General features: G+C 66.5%; 4 protein-coding genes. All 4 read right to left on the bottom strand.

Annotation, left to right across the window (positions count from 1 at the left end):
• The coding region (locus AYJ54_RS47000) for a leucine zipper domain-containing protein (RefSeq protein ID WP_145929183.1) at nucleotides 1-225 on the bottom strand (225 nt) is incomplete at its 3' end.
• An 85-nt stretch (nucleotides 226-310) separates the two neighbouring features.
• Complete coding sequence (locus AYJ54_RS10395) at nucleotides 311-832, bottom strand: hypothetical protein (RefSeq protein ID WP_063698836.1); 522 nt, start codon at nucleotides 830-832, stop codon at nucleotides 311-313.
• 65 nt (nucleotides 833-897) lie between these two features.
• A complete protein-coding gene (locus tag AYJ54_RS10390; RefSeq protein ID WP_063698819.1) occupies nucleotides 898-1713 on the bottom strand; it encodes an MBL fold metallo-hydrolase in 816 nt (271 codons plus the stop codon).
• A 90-nt stretch (nucleotides 1714-1803) separates the two neighbouring features.
• The coding region (locus tag AYJ54_RS10385; RefSeq protein WP_245328974.1) for a permease at nucleotides 1804-3289 on the bottom strand (1486 nt) is incomplete at its 5' end.

Raw genomic sequence — 3289 nt, 5'->3', positions numbered from 1 at the left:
TGTGGCAGGCAGGGTTTGGCTCGGCGATGAAAGGGGCCGTGAGGAGCGATCACGCAACCCGTCCACGCCTTCCTCGCGGAAGCGCTTGACCCATTTGGCAACCGTTTTCGCTGTCACGTTGAACTGGAGCGCGGCTGCGGCCTTCGTAAGGCCACCTTCGACCACACTCCGCACCATGGCCTCTCGACCTTTCGGCGTCAGAGGCGCATTCTTATGGGTGTCCATTCGGTTCTCCCCTCGGAATCTGAAGCTTCAGCAACCTCAGCTTCCTCGGTCAGGGCCGAATGGACAACCTCCTGAAAGCTCACATCTAGCCCTTGCGTCGCTGCGCCCTGACGTCGACGACCAGTCGCCAGTCCGGCGCTGCCGCGGCCTTGGCCTCGCCGAGCCAGTGGAACGAATTGTCTGTGATCTCGGTAAAACTCCAGCGCGTCAGGTCGCCGGATTCGGTGGTGCCTTCCTGCACGATATCAGGCCCTCGCGGACGGCCGATCTGCTGGCGGAACACGCTGCGGCCGGGATCGAACCAGGAAATCCGCCACGCGGAAATGGTCGGATCGTAGACCCGCAGCGTCGTGCCGTACCAGTTGCCAGCGATCGGAAAGGCCGGCGCGCCCGCCGGGCGCGGGATCATCCAGACGTCCTGGACCGCGCGGCCTTCGAGCACCCAGCCGAAATGGATTTCTCCGGGCGCGACGTGCCTGGCCTCGTCGGTCCCATGCGCGGTGATCTCGGCGTCCCAGTCGCCGACGAACCGTCCGTAAAGCTGAAGCGCCGCAGCGTACTCGGGATACGGTCCGTCCGCATGCAGAAATCTCGCAAAGTCGCTCATGATGATCTCCTGTTGCTGGCAGATCAGCACGAACGGACGGCAGGCGACTTGGAGAAAATTGCGCGTCAGACCCCGTCGAGGATGATCACCGTCGGCGTGCCCGGCAGCGCATCCCGCGACATCCGGAAGGAGCGTTCGAGCCGCCGGTCGATCTCGAAGTCCTTGCCGATGCGGCGCATGAAGTCGTCGAGCGGGGTTGCGAAGCGGTGCATCGGCAGCACCACGGAGGCGCGCAGCCGCTTGGTGATCTCGGAGATGCCCTCGAGTGACATGGTATAGGTGCCGTCGATCGGCACCATCACGATGTCGAGCCGCCCGATCTGGGCAAAATGGCTGTCGTCGAGCTTGTGGTGCAGATGGCCGAGATGGCCGATGCAGAGGCCTGCGACCTCGAAGATGAAGATCGAGTTGCCGTCGCGGATCATGTCGGCGCCGGCATCGTCGCCGAAGTAGCGGCGGATGTCGGTCGTGACGTTGCGAATAAAGGTGTCGCCGATGCGCTCCGACACCAGCGCCGGCTTGCCGTCCTCGCCCCAGCCATGCAGCACATGCGGAATGCGCCAGTCGGGAAACAGAGTGTAGTGGGTGCTGTGGGCCCGGTTCATGGTGACGACATCCGGCAGCCGGCCGACCTGATAGGCGCCGCTGTAATCGGTCGCGATGCGCAAGCCGTCGGGCGTGTCGATGAAGTAGGTGGAATGGCCGGCATAGGTGATCTCGACCTCGGCCGCATTCGCCGCCTGCCGGAACGCGACCGGCATGGCGCGCGGCGCCGCGTTGGCCATCGCCAGGCACTCGCTGCGCTGGGGCTGCTGTTGGGCGAGAGCAGGTGTGAGGAGCGCGCCAAACAGCGCGAGAGCCGCCGAAGCAAGTCGCCACATGAATCCGTCCCCGATGACGCCGGGAAGTCTAACGTGCAAGGCGGCGCGTCGCCAACAGCGCGCGATCAACAGCGCGTCAGTGTCGCAGCTTCACGCCCGCCGCGGGCTGAACTTCCAGGTGATGGCGACGAGGCCCGCGGTTATGAGGCCGCTGACAAGGCCGGCGATAGGCAAGGCGAGCAGGAGTGCGGCGGTGGCGGCCCAGCCGATCGAAGAGAAGGCTTCCGCAAAGGTCGCAAGCCGCGAGGAGGTCTGGCGGCGGCGGAACTGGCTGCGCCGGGCCTGCACCCGGAACCAGAGCTGGATTGCGGTGGCGGAGGCCGCGCTGACGATGATGGCGCCAGCGGTGATCGCAGCCTGGAACAGTGATGCGAAGGCGAGGGCAGCGATCAGCGGGGTGAAGATGACGGCGATCGCGATCAGCACAACCTCGATCTTGGCGCGGATGACGCTGGACGGCGTCAGCGGCGCGGTGGCGACGAGGTCAGCGGCGTCCTCGCCCGAAATGGTCAGCCAGGCGAGCCCACCCGCGAGCTGTCCCGCCGCCATCACGATGACAGGCGTGATCAGCGTCAGCGCCGCAGAGCTGTCGGCGAAGCTGCGCCAGAGCAGCAGCGCCGGTGGCACCAAGTAGAGCAACTGCATCAAGGTCTGCGAGATCAGCCAGGGGTCGCGCCAGAGCAGCAAGAATTCCTTGCGCCGCAGCGCCTGCTGGCGCGATCCGGCGCGGAAGGGACGCTCCTTGGCGCGTCGGCGGCCGGCCGTGCCGTAACCGGCAGCGTCGATCGCGGTATCGGCGAAGCGGCCCGAGAACAGCGCCATGACGCTTCCGAGCAGCACCAGCCCGAGAGCGAGCAGAAGCAGCAGCGCCTCGCTGTCGCCCATGGTCGCTCGCGCCGGCCACCACAAAATGCTGTCGGCATCGGGCGCGTAGGCGGCCGCGGCATCGGAGGTCAGTATCGTGAAGCGCGACAGCGTGCCATAGGAAATGATCGCGGCGATCTGGAGCGCGATCACGAAGCCGGCGCCAATGATCGCGGCCAGGATCTGGGCGACGAAGCGCGTCCGCGCCGGTCCGATCAGCCGGAACAGCAGGATGGTGATGGCGATCGCGATCGCCGCGGCCGACAGGCCCATGGCGATGACCACGCCGAACGCGGCGAGCCACCGCGCGCCGCCGCCGATCACCAGCACGTCGATGAAGGGCGTCGAGAACAGCAGCGCCATCACCGTGATCGCCAGCGCGATCGCGGCGATGCGCACCGAGAACAGGTTGGTCAGCGTCGCGGGCGAGGACATGATGAGGTCGAGATCGGCGCGGGCATAAAACACCCGCGTCACCGATTCGATCGCCTGTGACAGCATCAACGTCCAGGCCAGCGCGATCGTCGCCGTGATCACGATCAGCGACGACTTGTCGAGCGGCAGTTGCAGGTTGGCGAAGCGGCCGATCACCGCCCAGGCCGGCACGTGCAGCAGCGCAGCGAAGGCGATCAGGCCGATGACGGCAGCACGCCTCCGCTTGCGCCCGCCCGTCATCATCGCGAGCCATTCGCGCCAGGCGAGCCGGAGCTCG

This window comes from Bradyrhizobium centrolobii (assembly GCF_001641635.1).
Taxonomy (GTDB): domain Bacteria; phylum Pseudomonadota; class Alphaproteobacteria; order Rhizobiales; family Xanthobacteraceae; genus Bradyrhizobium; species Bradyrhizobium centrolobii.
The sequence above is the reverse complement of the archived record's forward strand: the minus strand, read 5'-3'. Positions and strand labels throughout refer to the sequence as shown.

Excerpts from the sequence above, each read along its gene's own strand:
- AYJ54_RS10395 (WP_063698836.1), bottom strand. The coding sequence starts at position 832 with ATGAGCGACTTTGCGAGATTTCTGCATGCGGACGGACCGTATCCCGAG.
- AYJ54_RS10390 (WP_063698819.1), bottom strand. The coding sequence starts at position 1,713 with ATGTGGCGACTTGCTTCGGCGGCTCTCGCGCTGTTTGGCGCGCTCCTC.